This window comes from Acidovorax sp. SUPP3334 (assembly GCF_030159055.1).
Taxonomy (GTDB): Bacteria; Pseudomonadota; Gammaproteobacteria; order Burkholderiales; family Burkholderiaceae_C; genus Paracidovorax.
In genome coordinates this window covers 56,884-74,281 of record NZ_BQXQ01000006.1, presented here as the reverse complement: position 1 = coordinate 74,281, position 17,398 = coordinate 56,884, and the positions used below count along the sequence as shown (strand labels likewise).

13 protein-coding genes are annotated in these 17,398 nt (G+C 67.1%); 6 read left to right on the top strand and 7 right to left on the bottom strand.

What is annotated here, in order from left to right; genetic code table 11:
- Window positions 1–39 precede the first annotated feature (39 nt).
- The 5 genes from pncB to AVHM3334_RS04625 all read left to right on the top strand — a co-directional run bounded on the left by pncB (window position 40) and on the right by AVHM3334_RS04625 (window position 6,177).
- The gene (gene pncB / locus AVHM3334_RS04645; RefSeq protein ID WP_284410058.1) at window positions 40–1,230 is read left to right on the top strand and encodes a nicotinate phosphoribosyltransferase; all 1,191 of its coding nucleotides are present in this window, start codon (window positions 40–42) and stop codon (window positions 1,228–1,230) included.
- Window positions 1,231–1,306: 76 nt separating this feature from the next.
- On the top strand, window positions 1,307–3,010 hold the full coding sequence (locus tag AVHM3334_RS04640; RefSeq protein WP_284410056.1) for an NAD+ synthase: 1,704 nt from the start codon (window positions 1,307–1,309) through the stop codon (window positions 3,008–3,010).
- Window positions 3,011–3,238: 228 nt separating this feature from the next.
- Window positions 3,239–4,279: a bifunctional nicotinamide-nucleotide adenylyltransferase/Nudix hydroxylase gene (locus AVHM3334_RS04635; protein ID WP_284410054.1), complete on the top strand. Its 1,041-nt coding sequence runs from the start codon at window positions 3,239–3,241 to the stop codon at window positions 4,277–4,279.
- Window positions 4,280–4,303: 24 nt separating this feature from the next.
- Window positions 4,304–5,533 (top strand): AAA family ATPase, encoded by a 1,230-nt coding sequence (locus AVHM3334_RS04630; protein ID WP_284410051.1) that lies wholly within the window; start codon window positions 4,304–4,306, stop codon window positions 5,531–5,533.
- A complete protein-coding gene (locus tag AVHM3334_RS04625) occupies window positions 5,527–6,177 on the top strand; it encodes a DUF4276 family protein (protein ID WP_284410049.1) in 651 nt (216 codons plus the stop codon). Before AVHM3334_RS04630 ends, AVHM3334_RS04625 begins: the two co-directional genes overlap by 7 nt.
- Before the next feature lie 118 nt (window positions 6,178–6,295).
- Here AVHM3334_RS04625 and AVHM3334_RS04620 read toward each other — a convergent pair whose 3' ends face one another.
- The 7 genes from AVHM3334_RS04620 to AVHM3334_RS04590 all read right to left on the bottom strand — a co-directional run bounded on the left by AVHM3334_RS04620 (window position 6,296) and on the right by AVHM3334_RS04590 (window position 16,347).
- Window positions 6,296–7,858 (bottom strand): methyl-accepting chemotaxis protein, encoded by a 1,563-nt coding sequence (locus AVHM3334_RS04620; protein WP_284410048.1) that lies wholly within the window; start codon window positions 7,856–7,858, stop codon window positions 6,296–6,298.
- A gap of 199 nt (window positions 7,859–8,057) precedes the next feature.
- A complete protein-coding gene (locus tag AVHM3334_RS04615; protein ID WP_284410046.1) occupies window positions 8,058–9,185 on the bottom strand; it encodes a peptidoglycan-binding domain-containing protein in 1,128 nt (375 codons plus the stop codon).
- A gap of 152 nt (window positions 9,186–9,337) precedes the next feature.
- Complete coding sequence (locus AVHM3334_RS04610) at window positions 9,338–10,594, bottom strand: Zn-dependent hydrolase (RefSeq protein WP_284410045.1); 1,257 nt, start codon at window positions 10,592–10,594, stop codon at window positions 9,338–9,340.
- Between the two features lie 23 nt (window positions 10,595–10,617).
- Window positions 10,618–12,075, bottom strand: a complete 1,458-nt coding sequence (gene hydA / locus AVHM3334_RS04605) for a dihydropyrimidinase (RefSeq protein WP_284410043.1) — start codon at window positions 12,073–12,075, stop codon at window positions 10,618–10,620.
- Window positions 12,076–12,109: 34 nt separating this feature from the next.
- Window positions 12,110–13,564, bottom strand: a complete 1,455-nt coding sequence (locus AVHM3334_RS04600) for an NCS1 family nucleobase:cation symporter-1 (RefSeq protein WP_284410042.1) — start codon at window positions 13,562–13,564, stop codon at window positions 12,110–12,112.
- Window positions 13,565–13,610: 46 nt separating this feature from the next.
- Window positions 13,611–14,948 carry an NAD-dependent dihydropyrimidine dehydrogenase subunit PreA gene (preA, locus tag AVHM3334_RS04595; protein WP_284410041.1) on the bottom strand — a complete coding sequence of 446 codons (1,338 nt, stop codon included), beginning with the start codon at window positions 14,946–14,948 and terminating at the stop codon, window positions 13,611–13,613.
- A gap of 49 nt (window positions 14,949–14,997) precedes the next feature.
- A complete protein-coding gene (locus AVHM3334_RS04590) occupies window positions 14,998–16,347 on the bottom strand; it encodes an NAD(P)-dependent oxidoreductase (RefSeq protein WP_284410039.1) in 1,350 nt (449 codons plus the stop codon).
- A 293-nt stretch (window positions 16,348–16,640) separates the two neighbouring features.
- On the opposite strand from AVHM3334_RS04590, the gene AVHM3334_RS04585 reads away from it, so the two are divergent.
- Complete coding sequence (locus AVHM3334_RS04585; RefSeq protein WP_284410037.1) at window positions 16,641–17,384, top strand: TetR/AcrR family transcriptional regulator; 744 nt, start codon at window positions 16,641–16,643, stop codon at window positions 17,382–17,384.
- The last annotated feature ends 14 nt before the right edge of the window (window positions 17,385–17,398 follow it).

Below are 17,398 nucleotides of genomic sequence, written 5' to 3'. Positions count from 1 at the left end.
TCCATCCCGGCATCGACTCCTAAAACCATAGCAAACGCCATGCAACCCGTCATCACCAGCCTGCTCGATACCGACCTCTACAAGTTCACGATGTGGCAGGCATTGCTGCACAGCCATCCGCAGACGCAGGCGGAGTACCGCTACGTGTGCCGCAACCGGCCGGCCTACCCGCTCGCCGAACTGCTGGACGAGGTGAACCAGGCGCTCGACGGGCTGTGCGCGCTGCGGTTCTCGGCGGCCGACCTGGAATACCTGGCCGGGCTGCGATTCATCAAGAGTGACTTCGTGGACTTTCTGCGGCTCTTTCAGTTCCAGCGCGCGTTCATCGAAGCGCGGGCCGAGGGCGAAGACCTGCACATCGTGGCGCGCGGCCCGCAGGTGCATGTGATGGGCTTCGAGATCTTCGTGCTGGCAATCGTGAACGAGCTGTACTTTCGCCGCTTCGACCCCGCGGCGGCGCTGGCCGAGGGCCGGCGCCGGCTGGCGGAAAAGATCGCGCACGTGCAGGCGCTGGCGGGCGAGCCCGAGCGGGCGCACCCGTTCGAGATGTTCGACTTCGGCCTGCGCCGGCGCTACAGCGGCGCGTGGCAGCGCGAGGTGGTGCAGGCGTTCGCCCAGCACGCGCCACGGTGGTTCAAGGGGACGTCCAACGTGCTGCTGGCGCGCGACCTGAACCTGGTGCCCATCGGCACCATGGCGCACGAATACCTGCAGACCTATCAGGCGCTGGGCGTGCGGCTGCGAGATTTCCAGAAGGCCGCGCTGGAGGACTGGGTGCAGGAGTACCGGGGCGACCTCGGGATCGCGCTGACCGACACGGTGGGCATGGACGCCTTCCTGGCCGACTTCGACCTGTACTTCGCCAAGCTGTTCGACGGCCTGCGCCACGACTCGGGCGACCCGGTGGCCTGGGGCGAAAAGGCGCTGGCGCACTATGCCCGCCTGCGCATCGACGCGCACACCAAGCGGCTCGTGTTCTCCGACGGGCTGAACGTGGACAAGGCGCTGGCGCTGTACCGGCATTTCAGCGATCGGGTACCGCTGGGTTTCGGCATCGGCACGCAGCTCACCAACGACATGGGCGTGGCGCCGCTCAACATCGTGATGAAGATCACCCGCGCCAACGGCCAGCCGGTCGCCAAGCTGTCGGACAGCCCCGGTAAGACGATGTGCGACGACGAAACCTACCTGGCCTATCTGCGGCAGGTGTTCAACGTGCGCCCCGAATGACAGGCCGCGCAGCGCCTTGAAGCGACCGACGCGCATCCCACACGACCCCGACGCAAGAACCCGAAGGAAACGAACCATGCTCCGCATCACCCTGGCCCAGCTCAACCTCACCGTGGGCGACATCGAAGGCAACGTCGAACGCATGATCGCCGCCGCGCAGCAGGCCGCGGCCGCGCAGTCCGACCTGGTGGTGTTCTCCGAACTTTCGCTGTGCGGGTACTACCCCGGCGACATGCTGGACGAACCCGCCTTTCTCGAACGGCTGGACGCGGGCCTGGCGCGGCTGTGCCAGGCCTCTGCTGGCATGCCCGCGCTGCACTGGGTGGTCGGCATGCCGATTCGCACGCCCGGACCGGGCAAGCGGCTGCACAACGCGCTGCGCGTGCTGCGGGCCGGCGAGGTGCGGCTGTCGTACGCCAAGCAACTTCTGCCCACCTACAACATCTTCGACGAGCGCCGCCATTTCGAGCCGGGGCCCGACGTGGCGAAGGTGCTGCGCATCGGCACGTCGCAAGTGGGCTTTCTCGTCTGCGAGGACGGCTGGAACGATGCCGGCGCCGACTACCTGACCAATCCCTTCCAGCGCATGGCCGATGCCGCACCCGACCTGGTGGTGAGCATCAACGCGAGCCCGAGCCACATCGGCAAGCGCGAGGTGCGCCACCAGGTGTTCGGCGATGCGGCGCGCCGGCACGGCCTGCCGATCGTTTACGTGAACCAGGTCGGCGGGCACGACCAGGTGGTGTATGACGGCGCATCCTTCGCGGTCGAGCCGGAGGACGGCGTGGTGTTCGAGGCGCGCCGCTTCGAAGAAGACGTGTCCACCGTGCAACTGCTGGACAACGGGCATTTCGCCCGGCTGGACGGCTCCGACCTGCCCCCCGTGCCGCGCCAAGGCCTGCCCACGATGGCGTTCTACCGCCAGCAGATCGTGCTGGGCCTGCGGGACTATGCGCGCCGCTGCGGCTTCACCCAGGCGGTGGTGGGCAGCTCGGGCGGCATCGACAGCGCGCTCACCCTGGCGCTGGCGGCCGAGGCGCTCGGTCCGGAGAACGTGGTGGGCATCACCATGCCTTCGCACTTTTCGTCGAGCGGCTCGGTGGACGATTCCGTGCAGCTGTGCCGCAACCTGGGCGTGGTGCTGCACACGCACCCCATCGCGGAACTGGTGACGGGTTTTTCGAAGCAGTTCGAGGCCAGCTTCGGCCAGCCGCTGCGCGGGCTGCCGCTGGAGAACGTGCAGGCGCGCATCCGCGGCACGACGCTGATGGAATATTCCAACGCCTTCGGGCACCTGCTGCTGACCACCGGCAACAAGTCGGAGATCTCGGTGGGCTACTGCACGCTGTACGGCGACACCAACGGCGGCCTGGGGCTGCTGGGCGACCTCTACAAGACGGAGATCTTCGAGCTGTCGCGACACGTCAACGAGAACGCGGGGCGCGAACTCATCCCGCAGGCCATCATCGACAAGCCCCCGTCGGCCGAACTCGCGCCCGGCCAGAAAGACGCCGACAGCCTGCCGCCCTACCCGGTGCTGGACGAGATTCTCAAGCTGCTGATCGAAGGAGAAGGCCTGTCGCGCGCCGAGTACGCATCGGCCCACGCGTTCGCCGCCCAGCTGAGCACCAGCGAGGAAGGCCGGGCGCTGGCCCACCGGGTGCGCATGATGGTGGCGCGCAGCGAATACAAGCGGCGCCAGGCCCCGCCGATCGTGCGCGTGCGCGCCAAGGCGTTCGGTACGGGACGGCAGATGCCCATCGCCGCGCGGTACGTGTGAACGGGCGCGTGCCCTGCCAGCCCTGAAGGCCATGCATCAAAAAGGCCTCCAGCACAATAAATACTACGGCATATAGCTATTATTTTTATAGCAAACGCTTTTACATGCGTCCAGCAGGCCGCAGCGGGGTTTCTGGCAGGGCTGGCCGCCCGCCCCGGCCATGCCGGCTACATTCCCAGCAGCCCCGACGGCGCCGCTCACGGCACGGGGAGCCCAACCGGAACACACATGTACGACACCGCCATCTACATCGGCCGCTTCGAGCCCGTCCACAACGGCCACCTGGCCCTTTTGCAGCGCGCGCTGGACAGCGCCAACAACGTGATCGTGGTCATGGGTTCGGCCTGGCAGGCCCGCTCGCCCAAGAACCCGTTCACCTGGGCCGAACGCGAATCCATGCTGCGCAACGCCCTGCCCGAGGCCGACCGCGCCCGGCTGACCGTGCTGCCCGTGCGCGACTACTACAACGAGGCCCTGTGGGTCGCCGCCGTGCTGCGTGCCGTGTCGCTGCATGTGCTGCCCGATGCGCGCATCGGCCTGGTGGGGCACTTCAAGGACGCGACCAGCAGCTATCTGGATGCCTTCCCGGGCTGGTCGCTCATTCCGATGGAACGCCAGGGCACCATCGATGCCACGGCCATCCGCGAAGCCTACTTCGGCGCGTCGCCGCAGGGGGTGCTCACGGCGCTGGGGCCGCTGGCCGACCAGGTACCGGCGAGCACGCTCGAATTTCTGGACGTGTTCGCGCAGCAGCCGCACTACGCGGCCCTGCAGGAAGAATGGCGCGTGCTGCGCCGCTACCGCGAATCCTGGGCGCAGGCGCCCTATGCGCCGGTGTTCGTCACCGTGGACGCCGTGCTGCGCTGCCAGGACCACGTGCTCATCATCCGCCGCGCGCACGCCCCGGGCAAAGGCCAGCTGGCCATGCCGGGCGGGTTCATCGAGCAGCGCGAGACGCTGTGGCAGTCGTGCCTGCGCGAACTGGCCGAGGAAACGCATTGCGACGTGCCCGCCGCCATCCTGCGCCGCGCCCTGCGCGACACCGCCGTCTTCGACCACCCCGACCGCAGCCAGCGCGGGCGCACCATCACGCACGCCCACTACTTCGATCTGGGCGATGCGCCCTTCCCCGCCGTGCAGGCCGACGACGACGCCATGCAGGTGCAATGGACGCCCATCGCCGAACTGGCGGCCATGGAAGAGGCCTTCTTCGAAGACCACTTCCACATGCTGGACCACTTCTTGAAAATCACCGATAGCGCCGCGTAAGCACCGTCAGCCACAAGCATCGCCATGCTGATCAAAAGCCTGAAACTCACCAGCTTTCTGAGCTACGGCCCGGAAAGCGAAGCCGTCCCCCTGGGCCCGTTAAACATCCTCATCGGACCCAACGGATCGGGGAAGTCCAACTTTCTGGAGGCGCTCTCCATACTCCAGGCCGCGCCGGGGCAGCTCACCAAGCCCATTCGCGACGGTGGCGGCATCCAGGACTGGCTCTACAAATCGGAATCGTCGGCGGCCCGTCGCGATGCGCGCATCGAGGCCCTGATCGCCAACCCCCAGGGAAACAACGACTTCCGTTATGGCTTGGCCTTGAACCAGGAGGGTGGCCGCCTTGCCGTGCGGGACGAGTTCCTGGAAAACGAGCAGGCCGCCCCCGGCAGGGAGGACCCCTATTTCTATTACCGTTGGAACGAGGGCCGGCCTGTACTGAACACGCGCGGCATCGGTGAACGCAAGCTGGTGCGTGAGACCATCAAACCCGACCAATCCATCCTGGCGCAAAAGCGCGATGCGGACCTGTATCCGGAAATGACTTGGCTGGCCGATCAGTTCGACGCTATCCGGCTGTACAGGGAATGGACGTTCGGGCGTTATGCGACGCCCCGGCTGCAGCAGCGGACCGATTTACCAAGCGATCGGCTGGAACAGGACTACTCGAACCTGGCACTGGTGATCAATCGCCTCAAAATGCACCGCCCCGCCTGGAAACAATTCATGGAAGGGCTGCGGCTGGTTTATGAGGGCATCGAAGACATGCATGTCCAGATCAACGACGGCGGCAATGCGCAAATCTTCCTGATTGAAACCTCAGGACCCATACCCGCTACGCGCCTGTCCGATGGCACTTTGCGATACCTCGCCCTGCTCACGGTTTTATGCGACCCGGCGCCGCCTCCGCTGATAGTGTTGGAAGAGCCTGAGCTGGGGCTGCATCCAGACATCCTTCCCCAACTGGCCCATCTGTTGTCAGAGGCCAGTACACGCGCCCAGTGGATCGTGACCACCCACGCCCCGGCTTTTGTGGACGCTTTTTCAGAACGCCCGGAAAACATCCTGGTGTGCGAGCGAGACCCGGGCGGCACCCGCGAACCAAGTGAATCAGCAGAGCCCGTTGGGGCAAGGGGGGCGAGCGGTTCGCGCATCGAGCGGCTGGATGCGACAGACATGGCTCCCTGGCTTGAAAAATACCGCCTGGGGGATCTGTGGATGCGGGGCCAGATAGGGGGAACGAGATGGTAAAGCGCACCAAAGACGATCTTTATGTTTATGCCGAAGGCGGTGGAAGCGGGGCCCACAGCGAATCACTGAACAAAGAGTTGCGCAAGGCTTTCGCTGCCTTTTTCGCCAAGACAGACCTAGGTAACACTCGCCGCCCTCGCGTCGTCGCTTGCGGCGGCAGGGAGCAGGCATTCGACAGCTTCCGAACGGCTATACAACAAGGACGGAACGCCATGCTGCTGGTGGACAGTGAAGAGCCGCTAAAAGCGCAGCATCAGCCTCCGCACAGCCCCGCCTTCAGACCGTGGAGCCATCTGTCGGATCAGGCGGGTTGGAGCGTTCCCGCTCAAGCCACCGATCAAGATGCCCATTTGATGGCGCAATGCATGGAAAGCTGGTTTCTGGCCGACTGGAACACAGTGGCTGCATTTTTCGGGCACGGATTCAAGGCGCAGGCCAAACCCGCGTCCACGTGCGAATCCACCAGCAAGGCGATTGTCTATGCGGCACTGCAGAGTGCCACAGCCTCCTGCCGGACAAAGCTCCCTTATGGGAAAGGAGCCCATTCCTTCAAGCTACTGGGGCTGATCGATCCGAATTCAGTGGAGCAAAGCTCGCCCTGGGCAAAGCGCTTTCTCGACGAATTGCGCAAGCGCAAGCCATAAAGGCTGCTTTCAGCCGACATGGACCCAAGGCATGGCATGGCTTTGCGTGGGCGTGAGCACCCAGCAACGGTTTTCACAGCCGGCCGAGCAACTGGTTACTAGCGCAGCGGGCGAAGCACTAGAGCAGCAATTGCCGACTGGTCACGCTCCCCACGTCCTGCGCCACGCGGAACTGGTCCACGGTATGGGCCAGCGCCTGGGCCTGGTGGCTGAGCGATTGCGCCGCCGCCAGGGCCTCTTCGACCAGCGCGGCGTTCTGCTGCGTGCCCTGGTCCATCTGCGAGACGGCCTGGTTCACCTGGGCGATGCCGGCGCTCTGCTCGGCGCTGGCCGCGCTGATCTCGCCCACCATGGAGGTGACGCGCTGCACGCCCTCCACGATCTCGCGCATGGTGGCACCGGCCTGCTTGACCAGCTGGGTGCCCACGCCGACCTTGGCGACCGAGTCGTCGATCAGCCCCTTGATCTCTTTCGCGGCGGCCGCGCTGCGCTGGGCCAGGCTGCGCACCTCGGAGGCGACCACGGCGAAGCCCCGGCCCTGCTCGCCCGCGCGGGCGGCTTCCACGGCGGCATTGAGCGCCAGGATGTTGGTCTGGAAGGCGATGCCGTCGATCACGCCGATGATGTCCACGATCTTGCGCGACGAGGCATCGATCGAGCCCATGGTGTCCACCACCTGATCGACCACAGCGCCGCCGCGCACGGCCACGCCCGAGGCGGACATGGCCAGTTCGTTGGCGCGGCGCGCGTTGTCGGCGTTCTGCTGCACGGTGGAGGTCAGCTCCTCCATCGACGCGGCGGTCTGCTGCAAGGCGCTGGCCTGCGACTCGGTGCGGGACGACAGGTCGCCGTTGCCGGAGGCGATCTCGGCCGATGCGGTGGTGATCGAGCCGGTGCTGTCGCGCACCTGTTGCACCAACCGCGCGAGGTTGTCGCGCATGGCGCGGATGGCATGCAGGATGCTGGTGCTGTCGCCGGGCCGGGTGTGCACGTCCACGGCGAGGTTGCCGTCGGCGATCTGGCGGACCACTTCTGCGGCGTATTGCGGCTCGCCGCCCAGTTGGCGCACCAGGGTGCGCAGCATGTCCCACGCCAGCGCCACCAGCACGAGCATCAGCACGCCGCCGATGGACAGCAGGATGGCCGTGTTGCGCCAGAAGGCCTGGTCGATGTCGTCGATGTAGTCGCCGAAGCCGATGATCCAGTCGAAAGGCTCGAAATGGATGATGGCGTAGAGCTTCTCGACCTCTTCCTTGGCCCCGGGGCGCGTGCCGTTGGCGATCACCGTGCCGATGGTCTTGCCTTGCAACGCGGCGCGGTAGCGCACGCCGGCTTCCTTGCCCACCTTGGCATCGACGATGCCGACGCGCTTGGGGTTGGGGTGCACGTAGTTCACGTCGTCGGTGAAACCGCGCACGAAGAAATACTGGTCACCCTTGTGAAAGCTGCCGATGGCGCGCTTGGCCTCCTTCAAGGCGTCTTCATGGGACAGCTGGCCGGCCTTTTCCAGGTCATAGGCCTTCTGCGCGGCCGCATGGGCCAGCACCACCAGCGTGGACAGCTGGTTGGTCCGCTCGGTCATCATCGACTGGCGCAAGGTGGTCAGGGCCACCGCCGACAACACGACCAGCCCCAGCAGGGTGGCCCCGCACAGCAGCAGGATGCGCGTGCGCAATTTCATGGCATTTCTCCGAAGATCGTTTACAAAAAGAAACAACGATACGGGAAACGTCCATGGATGAGCGGGGGTAAAAGCCCGGTTTCCGTGTGCCTTGATGCGTGCGCGCAACGGGCGGCAAGGGCCTATTGCCGCGGCGCAGCGACGGCGCCGAGCGGCTCGGCCACCGGGCGCGCCCCGTCAAGGCGCGCCCGGAAAACCGTCACTGGCTGAGCTGTGCCGCAGTGGCGGCGTCGAGCCGGCCGGTCACGGGCAGGCCGCGCTCTTTCTGGAAGGCGCGCAGGGCTGCCGCGGTCTTGGCGCCCATGGCGCCATCCGGCGTGCCGGTGTCGTGCCCCAGCGCGTTCAGCTTGGCCTGCGCATCGCGCAGCGACATTCCGCCAGCAGCAGCAGCTGCTGCGGCCTGCGCCCGAGGTGCCGAGGTCTGCGAGGGCGCCGCGCCGCCATCCACGCCCAGGCGCCCGCCGCCGCCCAGGCCCTGGCCCTTCACCGATTGCGCCTTGTAGCTGCGCAGCGACCGCACCATCTGGTTGAAAGCGTCCATGAAGGCCGCGGAGATCACCTTGCCTTCGGCCGTGTTGCTGTAGCCGCCCAGGCGCGCGCCACCCGACCCGCCGAACAACTGGCCCATCGCGCCGAAGTCGGTCTTGGAGGCGCTGCCCTCGGACGCCGCCACCTGAACGCCGGAGCGGTTGTCGATGAGGGTGAGCATCGCGCTCGCTTCCTTGGTGTTCAAGCTGCCGCCCAGCGCAGCCAGCAGGCCGCCCGCCCGTCCGCCCACCAGGCCGCCGAGGGACGCGGAGGCGCCCCCCGCGTTGTCGTTGTTGAACACGATCTCGGGCGACATGCCGTAGTCGGAGGCGACCATCTGGCCCTTGCCGAAGTTGCTGCCGCCGCGCATTTCGCCCGATTGCATGATGGCGCGCTCGCGGTCCATGGCCGTCATGCCGGCCGCGCCGCGCTCGATCACCACGAAGCAGTTGGACTGTTGCACCAGCAGGCGCAGCAGGTTGGCCGTCGGCGGCAGGCGGTATTCGTTGCGCAGAATGGTGTACCAGCCGGCCTGCTGGTTTTCGATGAGCGAGACGGTGCCCAGCGGCGCGTCGCAGCGTTCCAGTTCGCTGCTGGCACCTTGCGTGGCGCCGCCGGCAGCGCTGCCCGTGGCCACGGTCTTGGCGTCGGGGCTGCCCATGCGCATGTTGGTGGTTTCGCAGCCGGCCAGTGCCAGGGCGGCGGCCACCGTGGCGGCCAGGAGGGAAAGGCGGGCTGCAGGGAAAGCAGGGATGGGCGCGGGGGCTGCGTGGCGGGCGTGCAGGGTCGGTGTCGTCATGGAAGGCATCGCTTGGAGCAAAGCGATGGACGTTATGCGCGCCGCCGCAGTGCCACAACCCTACCGCGGGAGGGTTGCTGTAACAGCGCCGCAGGCCCTGCGCGCCCGGCAGACGCTGCCATTCAGTGCCATTCAGTGCCACTCAGTGCCACTCAGGTGCCCGCGCGCTCCAGCATGGCGTGCAACAGCACGTTGCAGCCGGCCGTGATGTGCTCGGGCTTGGCGTCTTCGATCTCGTTGTGGCTGATGCCGTCCTTGCAGGGAATGAACACCATGCCGGCCGGCGCCAGGCGCGCCATGTACACCGCATCGTGCCCGGCGCCGGACACCGCGGGCATGTGGCTGTAGCCCAGGCTGGCGGCGGCCCGGCCGACCGCCTCCACGCAGTCGGGATGGAACACCTGCGCGGGATAGCTGGACACCAGGTCGATCTGGATCGGCAGGCCGGTCTCGACACTGAGGCGGGCCGCCACGTCGCGGATGTCCCGGTCCATGCTTTCGCAATCGGCATCGGTGGCGTTGCGCAGGTCGATGCTGAACTTGACCTGCCCCGGAATCACGTTGCGGCTGTTGGGGTGCACCTGCACCATGCCCACCGTGCCGCGCCCGTGCGGCGGGTGGCGATGGGCGCAGGCCACCACCTCCTGCATGAGGTGGGTGGCGACCTGAAGCGCGTCCTTGCGCAGGGCCATGGGCGTGGGGCCGGCGTGGGCTTCCATGCCGGTCACGGTGCAGTCGTACCAGCGGATGCCGAGCACGCCGGTCACCACGCCGATGGTCTTGTCGTTGTCCTCCAGCACCGGGCCCTGCTCGATGTGGGTTTCGAAATACGCGCCGATGGGGTGGTCGCCCGGCACCTGGTCGCCCACGTAGCCGATGCGCTCGAGTTCACCCTTCACCGTCTTGCCCTCGGTGTCGGCGGCGGCATAGGCGTGTTCCAGGGTGAAGGCCTTGGCGAACACGCCCGAGCCCATCATCACCGGCACGAACCGCGAGCCCTCTTCGTTGGTCCAGAAAGCGACTTCGATCGGGGCCTCGGTCTCGATGCCGTGGTCGTTCAGCGTGCGCACGACCTCGATGCCGGCCAGCACGCCGTAGTTGCCGTCGAACTTGCCGCCGGTCGGCTGGGTGTCGATGTGGCTGCCGGTCATGATGGGCGGCAGGCTGTTGTCGCGCCCCGCGCGGCGCATGAAGCCGTTGCCGATCTGGTCGATGGTGACCGTCATGCCGGCCTCGCGTGCCCAGCGGGTGACGAGGTCGCGGCCCTGCTTGTCCAGGTCGGTGAGCGTGAGGCGGCAGACGCCGCCCTTGGGCGTGGCGCCGATCTGCGCCAGCTCCATGAGCGAATCCCACAGGCGCTCGCCGTTGATGCGCAGTTGGCGGATGTCGGTCTTGGCTTTCGTGTCCATGGTGGGCTCCTGCAAAAGGGGAATCAGCGGGCGACCGCCGTGGGGGCCAGGTCGTGTGCGCGCCGCTGCACGGCCTGGAAATTGGCGCCGAACGCGGGCCGGGGCACGTAGCGGCCCGCGCCGGGCTCGGCGCGCAGGTCGCCGCGGGCATACACCACGCGGCCCTGGCTGACGGTGTGGCTCGGAATGCCGCGCACGGTGCGGCCCTCGAAGATGTTGAAGTCGCCCTTGCTGTGCTGCGTCCTGGCCGAAAACGTCTTGGTGCCCTCGGGGTCCCACAGCACCAGGTCGGCATCGCCCCCGGCGCCCACGAGGCCTTTGCGCGGGTACAGATTGAACAGCTTGGCGGCGTTGGCGGAGGTGATGGCGACGAACTCCGAAGGGGTGAGCCGGCCGGTGTTCACGCCGCTATCCCAGATGGCGGCCATGCGCTCTTCCACGCCGCCCGTGCCGTTCGGGATCTTGGCGAAGTTGTCGCGGCCCATGGCCTTTTGCTCGGCGCAGAAGGTGCAGTGGTCGGTGGCCGTGGTGTGCAGCTGGCCCGACTGCAGGCCGCGCCACAGCGCCTCCTGGTGGCCGCCCGAACGGGGCCGGAACGGCGGGCTCATCACATGGGCCGCCGCCGTGGCGAAGTCGGGGTCGCGGTACACGCTGTCATCGAGCAGCAGGTGGCCGGCCAGCACTTCGCCGAACACGCGCTGGCCCCGGGCACGGGCGCGGGCGATGGCTTGCGCCGCTTCGGCGCAGCTCACGTGGACCACGTAGATGGGCACGCCCAGCACATCGGCGATGGCGATGGCGCGGTTGGCGGCCTCGGCCTCCACCATGGGCGGGCGGGCGAGCGGGTGGCCCTCGGGGCCGGTGATGCCCATCTTGGCCACCTCCTGCTGCAGCAGGTACACCAGCTCGCCGTTCTCGGCATGCACGGTGGGCATGGCGCCCAGCTCCAGCGCCCGCTTGAAGCTGTTCACCAGGGTTTCGTCGTCGCACATGATGGCGTTCTTGTAGGCCATGAAGTGCTTGAAGCTGTTGATCCCCTCTTCCTGCACCAGCGTGCCCATGTCGGCCCGCACCTGCTCGCTCCACCAGGTGACGGCCACGTGAAAGCCGTAGTCGGACGCCGACTTTTCAGCCCAGCCGCGCCACTTGCGGTAGGCATCCATCATCGGCTCCTGCGGGTCGGGAATGACGAAGTCGATGATGCTGGTGGTCCCCCCCGCCAGGCCGGCGGCGGTGCCGGTGAAGAAGTCGTCCATGGTGACGGTGCCCATGAACGGCAGCTGCATGTGCGTGTGCGGGTCGATGCCACCGGGCATCACGTATTGCCCGCCGGCATCCAGCACCTGCGCGCCTGCGGGCACCTGCGCGGCCAGGTCGTCGCCCACGGCGGCGATGCGGCCGTCCACGCACAGCACATCGGCGCGTTGCTCGCGGTCGGCATTCACCACCGTACCGCCGCGGATCAGAAGGGCTTGGCTCATGGAATCTCCTTGAAAGTAGGCCGGATGCGGCAGGTCAGCGCCGCTTGGCCGTCAGAAAGTAATACGTACCGGCGACAGCCAGGCTGAAGAACCAGCCCGCGTCGAAAAGCGCCAGCCACACGCCGGGCATGGTGGCCTTGTCCAGCACGCCCGACACGGCCAGATAGCCCGGCAGGCAGGGCAGCACACCGAGCAGGAAGGCGACGAGCGCGTGCAGGTTCCAGCCGTTGGTGTATTCGTATTCACCGCCGCGGCGATAGAGGTCGTCCACCTTCAGCACGGTCTTTCGCACCAGGTAGTAGTCCACCAGCAGAATGCCCGCGATGGCGCCCAGCAGCGTGCCGTAGCCCCCCAGCCACGTGAACAGGTAGCCGCCCGAGGTGGCCAGCAGCTTCCAGGGCATGAACACCAGGCCGATCAGCGCGGCGATCAGCCCGCCCATGCGAAAGCTCACCTTCGATGGCGCGATCTGGCTGAAGTCGTACGACGGCGACACCAGATTGGCGGCCACGTTGGTGGTCAGGTTGGCCAGCAGGATGACCAGCAGCCCCAGCCCCGAGGCCACGCTGCCCATCTGCGTGAGCAGCCCGTCGGGAAACAGCTGCGCCTTGCCGTAGAGGATGGCCGAGGCGGAGAACCCGATGACCCCCACCATCGAAAACAGCGCCATCGGGATCGGCAGGCCGATGGCCTGGCCCAGCACCTGATCCTTTTGCGAACGGGCGAAACGGGTGAAATCGGGAATGTTGAGCGCGAGCGTCGCCCAAAAGCCCACCAGCCCCGTGAGCGCGGCCCACGTCTTGGGGCCGCCCTCCACCACCTTGGCCGGTAGATTGAAAAGCTGGGCGGGCGGCACGCGCATCAGCAGCACCACGACCAGCAACACCGAGGCGGCGATCATCAGCGGCGCGGCGATCACCTCCAGCTTGCGGATCGACTCGGGGCCTTTCCAGATGAACCAGATGTGCACGACCCAGAACGCCAGAAAGCACACGAGCTGCGAGGTGCTGATGGTCTGCCCGTCGGCCGGCCCTGCGAGCTGAAAGCCGAGGATGTTGAAGAACCCGTGCAGCGCGAGCGCCCCGAAATAGCAGTTGATGGAAAACCATCCGCAGGCCACCAGGCCGCGCAGCACCGCCGGCAGGTTGGCCCCCTTGACGCCGAACGACGCGCGGGCCAGCACCGGAAACGGCACCCCGTATTTCGGCCCCACCCGCCCGATGAGCAGCATGGGCACGAGCACGATGCAATTGGCCAGGAACACCAGCCACACCGCCATCTGCCAGGAAAAGCCCTGGTCCAGCATGGAACTCGCCATGGTGTAGGTGGGCACGCAGACGACCATGCCGACCCACAGCGCCGCGTAGTCCTTCCAGCCCCAATGCCGCTGGGCGGCGGTGGTGGGCAGCAGGTCTTCGTTGGCCAGCGGATTCACGGCGCCTGCCGTGGCGTGGCCGGGCGCGGTGGCGGCGCCGCAAGGATGGGTCATGTCATCTCTCCTGTGTGCAAACGGGGGGTGCCCGGGATCGAATCCGTCAGACTGCGGCGGCCAGCGCCGGGGCCGCCACGGGCTGCGCGCGTTGGGGATTATTGGGGTGCGTCGTCCAGTCGGCATGCTCGCCGGTCACCAACTTGCCGGTGCGCGCATCGACCTCGCCGGGCGCGAGGCTGCGCAGCGTGATGCATTCCGGCACCGGGCAGATCGACACGCACAGGTTGCAGCCCACGCATTCGGCCTCGTTCACTTCGAACAACCGCACGCCGCCTTCCTTGGTGAAGGTGATGGCCTGGTGCGAGGTGTCTTCGCACACCACGTGGCAGCGGCCGCACTGGATGCACGAATCCTGGTCGATCACGGCCTTGTCGATGTGGTTGAGGTTGAGCTGCCTCCAGTCCTTGACGGTGGGCACGGCCTGCCCTCGGAAGTCTTCCAGCGTGCGGTAGCCATGCGCATCCATGAAGTTGGACAGGCCGTCGCACATGTCCTGCACGATCTTGAACCCGTACACCATGGCGGCAGTGCATACCTGTACCGTCCCGCAGCCCAGTGCGATGTATTCGGCCGCATCGCGCCAGGTGGAGATGCCGCCGATGCCGCTGATGGGCAGGCCAGCGGTCTGCGCGTCGCGGGCGATCTCGGCCACCATGTTGAGCGCGATGGGTTTGACGGCTGGGCCGCAGTATCCGCCGTGCGAACCCAGGCCGCCCGTGTTCGGGCTCATGGCCATGCGCTCCAGGTCCACCCCCATGATGGAGTTGATGGTGTTGATGAGCGACACCGCATCGGCCCCGCCCGCCTTGGCAGCCCGCGCGGGCTGCCGCACATCGGTGATGTTGGGCGTGAGCTTCACGATCACCGGCAGGCGGCTGTAGTGCTTGCACCAGGCGGTCACCATCTGGATGTATTCCGGCACCTGGCCCACCGCAGCACCCATGCCGCGCTCGCTCATGCCGTGCGGGCAGCCGAAGTTCAGTTCGATGCCATCGGCGCCCACGTCTTCGACCATGGGCAGGATGCGCTTCCAGCTTTCTTCCACGCAGGGCACCATGAGCGAGACGATCATGGCGCGGTCGGGCCAGTTGCGTTTGACGCGGCGGATCTCGTCCAGGTTGGTCTGCAGCGGGCGGTCGGTGATGAGCTCGATGTTGTTGAGCCCGATCACGCGGCGGTCCTGCGACATCAGCGTGCCGTAGCGCGGCCCGTTCACGTTGACCACGTGCGGATCTTCGCCCAGCGTCTTCCAGACCACGCCGCCCCAGCCGGCTTCGAACGCGCGGGTGACGTTGATCTCTTTGTCGGTGGGGGGCGCGGAAGCCAGCCAGAAGGGATTGGGGCTCTGGATGCCGAGAAAGCGGCTGCGGATGTCTGCCATGGGAATAACTCCGTAGGTGCGGGGTGTTCGGAAGGAGGAGCTGCGGCCGTCAACCGCGCAGGGCTTCGCTGATGGAGATGGCCGCGACCTTGCCGTGCTCGACCGCCTCCACCGTGAGATCGCGCCCGCCGGCGCGGCAATCGCCGCCGGCCCAGACCCGCGCCACGCTCGTGCGGCCCGCGTCGTCGGTGGCGATGCGGCCGGCCTGCAAGGCCATGGCGGTGCCGGCGTATTCGGGCAGGTAGCTCTGGCCGATGGCCTTGAGCACCATGTCCGCTTCCAGAACGAAGGTTTCGCCGATTTCCACGAGCCGCCCGCCTTGCTGGGCGGTGGCCGCGAACCGCATGCCGCGCACCGTCCCGTTTTCGCTCAGCAGTTCCTTCGGAGACGACCAGTGGCGGATGGCGACGCCGTTCGTCTGCGCCCATTGCTGCTCCACGGTGGAGGCAGACATGCCGTCGGCGCCGCGGCGATAGACGATGGTCACCTCTTCGGCGCCCAGCTTGCGAGCCTGCACCGCAGCGTCCACCGCCGTCATGCCGCCGCCGATCACCACCACGCGGCGACCCACGGGAACGGTGGACAGGTCCGGTGCCTGGCGCACGTCGGCAATGAAATCGACCGCATTGCGCAGCCCCTCGACCTGCGGCTCGGGGATGCCCAGCGCGTTCACGCCGGCCAGCCCCAGGCCCAGGAAGACGGCGTCGTACCCCTGCAGCAGGCTGTCGACGGTGATGTCGCGGCCCAGCACCTGGTTGCACCGCACCTCGATACCGCCGATGGACAGCAGCCACTCGACCTCTTTCTGTGCGAAGCCGCCCGTGGTCTTGTAGCTGGCCAGGCCGTATTCGTTCAGCCCGCCCAGCTTGGGCCGGGCGTCGAACAGCACCACGTCGTGCCCCCGCACGGCCAGGCCGTGGGCGCAGGCCAGTCCCGCAGGCCCGGCACCCACCACGGCCACGCGGCGGCCCGTGGGCGCGGCGCGTGTGAACAAGGGGGTACCGGGGTCGGCGAAGTACGCATCGGTGGCGTGGCGCTGCAGCGCGCCGATTTCCACGGGCTTGTCGTCATGGGCGTTGCGCACACAGGCCTGCTCGCACAGCACTTCCGTCGGGCAGACGCGGGCACACATGCCGCCCAGCGGGTTCGCCTCCAGGATGGCGCGCGCCGCGCCGCGGTCGTTGCCCTGGGCGATGCGGTGAATGAAAGAGGGGATGTCGATGCCCGTGGGGCATGCCGTGGCGCAGGGCGCATCGAAGCAGTAATAGCAGCGCTCGGCCTCGACGAGCGCCTGCGGGCGCGTCAGCGGCGGGTGCGCGTCGCCGAAGTTCACGGCGTAATCGGCCAGGTTCAGGCGTGCGGCATGAATGCCGCACGCGCGGCTTGCGGTCGTTTCCATCGGAGGTCCTTGCGGCAGAGGGTCAGGGGTGGGAGGCGGGGGTGCGCACGCGGTGAGGCGCGTGGGCATGCCTTCGGCGCCGCTGGAGGGGCCGGGCGCAGGCGACAGGGCGGTCGCACATCGGTACAGTCTGCAGAGGTTTCATCGGGGGCCTCGCTGTCGTGGGCAGGTGTCCTCGGCGGCGCCGGATCCTGTCGTTTTTTCCAATTTACCAATCGGTAAAAATTTACCAATCGGTAAAATCCCGTAGTGCAAACACCGTGCCAGCCCCAGCACCCCGCAGTCGTTCCACAATGGTGCAAATGAGTTCTTCCGCCTCGCATTCCCGCCCCGCACCAGTGCGCGCACGCACCGCCAAGACACCGGCAGTGCCCCCCGACCCCACCGACCCTGCGGAGCCGTCCCGACCGCCCAGCGCATCGCGCCTCAGGAAAGAGCAGGCGATCCTTTCCGAGGCGGAGACGCAGTTCGCGCAGTTCGGTTTCGAGGGCGCCTCGCTGGAGAGCATCGCCGCGGCCATCGGCCTCAGCCGGCACAACCTGCTGTATTACTTTCCCAGCAAGGAATCGCTTTACCTTCGCGTGCTGGACGACGTGCTCAATCAATGGCTGGCTGGCATGGAGGAAATGTCCCACGGCGACGATCCGCACGAAGCGCTGCGCCGCTACATCCGCGCCAAGCTGCGTTCCTCGCTGGAGCGGCCGAATGCCGCGAAGGTGTTCGCCAAGGAAGTCATCGCTGGCGCGCCCCGCTATGCGCAGGTGATCGCCCAGCGCGTGGGGCCGGTGCTAAAGAACGACGTGCGAACCTTCGAGCGCTGGGCACGCGAGGGCCGCATCGCCAAGGTGAATTTCACCCACCTCATGTTCATCATCTGGTCCGTGACCCAGGCCTATGCCGACCAGCAGACCCAGTTCGCCCTGCTGCTGGGCAAACCGGCGCTGACCGAGCGGGACTATGACAAGGCGGAAGAACTGCTCTGCCACCTGGTGATGCGCGGGCTCGAGCCCGCGCAAGACGCGCCGTCGGTGGCCTGATCCCAGGGTTGCCG